4 protein-coding genes and 1 pseudogene are annotated in these 3,938 nt (G+C 39.9%); all 5 read left to right on the forward strand.

Going from position 1 to position 3,938, the window contains the following annotated elements; genetic code table 11:
- Nucleotides 1-152 precede the first annotated feature (152 nt).
- Nucleotides 153-1,313, forward strand: coding sequence for a DUF2971 domain-containing protein (locus ABMY42_RS26165; protein WP_142727310.1), 1,161 nt, complete (start codon nucleotides 153-155; stop codon nucleotides 1,311-1,313).
- A 110-nt stretch (nucleotides 1,314-1,423) separates the two neighbouring features.
- Complete coding sequence (locus ABMY42_RS26170) at nucleotides 1,424-1,825, forward strand: hypothetical protein (RefSeq protein ID WP_053304463.1); 402 nt, start codon at nucleotides 1,424-1,426, stop codon at nucleotides 1,823-1,825.
- A pseudogene (locus tag ABMY42_RS26175) lies at nucleotides 1,818-1,941 on the forward strand (DUF3265 domain-containing protein). Before ABMY42_RS26170 ends, ABMY42_RS26175 begins: the two are co-directional and overlap by 8 nt.
- A gap of 31 nt (nucleotides 1,942-1,972) precedes the next feature.
- Nucleotides 1,973-2,431 (forward strand): hypothetical protein, encoded by a 459-nt coding sequence (locus ABMY42_RS26180; protein WP_349266975.1) that lies wholly within the window; start codon nucleotides 1,973-1,975, stop codon nucleotides 2,429-2,431.
- A 133-nt stretch (nucleotides 2,432-2,564) separates the two neighbouring features.
- Nucleotides 2,565-3,152: a hypothetical protein gene (locus ABMY42_RS26185; RefSeq protein ID WP_349266976.1), complete on the forward strand. Its 588-nt coding sequence runs from the start codon at nucleotides 2,565-2,567 to the stop codon at nucleotides 3,150-3,152.
- Nucleotides 3,153-3,938 lie beyond the last annotated feature (786 nt).

The following is a 3,938-nucleotide window of genomic DNA, read 5'->3' on the forward strand; positions in this document are numbered from 1 at the left end:
CACAGCTAACAAACTGTTTAAGAGTGATTCGCAACGCTTGGCATTTTTGCTATGCGTTGTGTTTTGTGTTTAAGGTAGCATGCGTTAGCTTCGGTAATGCGTTGCTCACACCTTAACAGGGCGTTATACGCTTCAGAGGAATTGAATAAAAAATGTATGTCTATAGATATCGCTCTCCAGGGCTTTTGTCTCAAAAGGGACTCATTTATGACGAATGGTATTTTGCATCTAGAGAAGAGTTAAATGATCCTATCGATATGCAGTCAAAGTTTGAGTTTCCGGAGAATAGTAAAAGTACTTGGTTTCGCGTCATTAAGTCGCTCTGGCAAAACGAAGTGTGGTCAGAACTAGCAGCGAGTTACTTTAACAGTATATGTCCTATCTCAATGGAACAACTGCTCGAAGAGTACGACCAACACTCAGTAAAAGTGGTTGAAAGCATATTTAAAAATTGCGAAATCAATCTAGCTGATTTGCAGCAAATTGGGGAGTTACAAAAACAACTTAAGGCTCTTTTATCGCTTTATGCTCCTAGTGCAGGGTACTCGGTTTCACTGTCAACTTGTAACAATGAAATGCTGATGTGGTCTCACTATGCAGCAAGTCATACTGGTTACTGTTTGATTTATCGACCAATTGACGGCTACTTATATCAATGTTCCAGTCGAACGAAAGATAGCCTATCAGTAAGTAAGGGTCATACGAGTTTAATTGGTAATAAATTTAAGGTGCAAGCAATCGAGTATGAAAATCAGCTAGAAGCAATAGATGCTTTTTGTCTTTTACCTTCCTACAACACAGGATATAAGTTTGAAACTGAGGAAGAGCGCTTAGGCTTCCATGCAAAAATTCAAAGTCAATTGCTAACGAAAAATGAATGTTGGGCATATGAGCAAGAAGCTCGCTTATTGCTCCCGCAACCTAGTAAGTATATTTCTGGCGAGTCTGCGTTTACTAACTATCAGCGACTATTTCACTATGACTTCAGCCAAGTCGTAGGAATCATTTTTGGCGCACGCATGAGAGAACACGAAAAGTTAGCAATCAAAGAAATAATTGATGCAAAACTTGATAAACGATTCCGAGATTTAGGAGGTAAGCAGACAAAAACGCATGTTTTTGATTTTCTATACCAACAAGCGGAGATTTGTTCGTCATCAAGGGTTGTTAGAATTATCGATCAAGAGTTGATATCAATGGGTACACATTTAAAAGTTGGTACTGAATACTATCAGAGGCAACTTAAAGCTTGGAAAGAGTTCAAGGGGGTAACCATGGAAGCTGGTAAGTACAGCTATGATGCGATCCCTTGAGATGCGTACAACAAAGCATTTAAGAGTGATTCGCAACGCTTGGCGCTTTCGCTTCGCTCAAGTATAGCCAAGCGCCGCTCACACCTTAATGCGGCGTTAGGAGTTTGCGCATGAAATTGATTTTTAGTGTCGTTTTAACATTGTTTGCATTCAGCTCTAACGGAGCAGAGCAAGTAACCACAAAAGATTTGTACGAGAAATTCAACATGAGAACTGTCTATAGCTCTTATGGTCAGAATTTAAAGTGGTATTGTGAAAGTTATCCTAGAGAGTTCTTTTCTACAGAAGAGGCTTCGTTTGTTTCTGATAGTCGACTTGAGTTAGTGTCAGGTGACAATGTTTGGATTTTCACTATTTCAGAGCCAAATATAGTTACTATTGGAAATCAGATAACATCGGGTACATATAACAGCGTCTCAACGTATGAGCTTTACTTTGACCCTCGGACTCAGGACTGGAGGGCAAATGAAACATATATAGACATACCGAAAGATTGTGAACGCTATGAATAAAACTCCTAACAAACTGTTCAAGAGGGATTCGCAACGCGTGGCATTTTTACTATGCGTTGGTTTTAGTGTTTAAGGTGGTATGCGGCGGCTTTTGTATTGCGTTGCTCACCCCTTAACAGGGCGTTATGTTTTACAGAGGGTTCAGTATTGAAATATTGGGGATATTTGACCAGAGAGCAGCACTTGGAGATGTTGAATAAAGAGTTTCCTCCTTTGAGTTGCCCGAAGACTGATATGTTTTTCTCAGTTTCAAGAGCCGATATTACAAGACGGATAATTGAAGAAAATATACCTGTTGGTGCATTAGATGCGAGTAAGGCAAGTCTTAACGCTATATGCGATGAGTATATGACAGTCAGCACAGAGGGAATGGCTTGGTTATTACCCGCAGTGTGCAAATATGTACTTCAGAGAAAGCCTGACCATGAAACATTCTCTGAGATGATCCCCTTGTATATAGAGTTAGGAGAAATTGGGTACAGCTTTAATCTGAGCTTTTTGAACGAGCGACAAAAAGTATTACTTTACAATCTCTTAGAATATTTAGCTGAAACGTATTCGTTACATGTATGTGATGCTCAAATTAAACTGGAAAATAAAACATAACAATCTGTTTAAGAGTGATTCGCAACGCGTGGCATTTTTACTATGTGTTGCTTTTAGTGTTTAAGGTGGTATGCAGCAACTTCGGTATTGCGTTGCTCACACCTTAACAGGGCGTTAGTGTGATTAAGAGGAAGTGCGTTTGAAAATACCTCATGAAACTCAGTTTTTCGGTAATTTGGTGGATTTGGATTGTTATGTACAAGACTTGTTATTGATACTTGAGAAAACAGAAAGTATTGAGCTTGGTAGTAATTCTGACGGTCTTATTTATGACTGTTTTCCCGACGTTACTCGGAAGAGCCATATTGTTACTGTACTAATTGTTCTCGAACGGGAATTCTCTGCTTTTTGTAATCAGCTCAAGGTCGCAACCGATCAGCCACTTAAGTGGAACGATCTAAAAGGTAGTGCTATTGAAAGATTTATTAAATATTGCTCTACAGTTTGTGGTGTAACCGCACCAGAAAATCAGTCAAACCTCCAAGATGTTAAAGGATTAATCGAGCTACGAAATTGTATCGTTCACAATGACTCTTGCATTGAGGGGTTTTCTAAAACCACAGTAGTAAAACAATTAGCTTCCCGATACGACGGTATCGACATCAATGAGGGTTATATAACTCTTAGTCATGATGCTTGTATCAGGCTTACGGTTGTGGCTTTCAAATTTTTAGAAAGCTGGTATCACTCAGTATTAAATCATTTAACTCCATCACACTAACAAAGCGTTTAAGACGGATTCCCAACGCTCGGCATTTTTAGTTTGATTCAGTTTTAGTGTTTACGGAACAATGGTTTAGGTATGGTGGTTTGCGTTGCTCACCACTTAACGCGGCGTTAGTACGGGTTTGACACCAAAGGTCATAAGTTTTGGTGTTTATCTGTTTTGGCGCTCGTCTTTACACCTTTCAGTTTGTACCTTTCACGTTCTTTCCGGTGGCACTATATGGTGAGTGTTTGCTTTGATTTCACCGTTTACGGTTTCTAACTCTTACCCTATTTCTTTGACGCTTCTTCATTTTCGTGGTGGCTTTTGAGAGAACCTTGATTACTTTTGGTGTGGCTGTTGAAGTACGAGGAAAGAATCCTTTTCTAATTTGAAGCCAGTGAAAGTAGGGCAGTTCAGCGCTTTTTTCTTCTAGCCAACTTTCGTCTTTCAATCGGGGTAAAGTTTTGTAGGTGCCCGTCTCACTTCAATGTTCAAAGCCTTTCATATTATGCGGCTTTTCAATATCTTGGAGCGCACAAATAGAAGTAGCGCATGTACTAACAAATTGCTTAAGAGTGATTCGTAACGCGTGGCATTTTTACTATGCGGTGGCTTATGTGATTAAGGCGCTGTGCGGTAGCTTTTGTATTGCGTTACTCACACCTTAGCAAGGCGTTATTTCCGCAACGGATCTCTCAGGCTGAATGTACGAGGTTGTAGCCTAAGAGTGAAAGTGACGGGGTAATAGGTTGGAAAAGCGGCGAAAAGGGCGAATATTGGTCATTTCCATGCTAGCCT

The organism is Vibrio sp. SSH13-20, assembly GCF_040104475.1.
Classification (GTDB): Bacteria; Pseudomonadota; Gammaproteobacteria; order Enterobacterales; family Vibrionaceae; genus Vibrio; species Vibrio harveyi.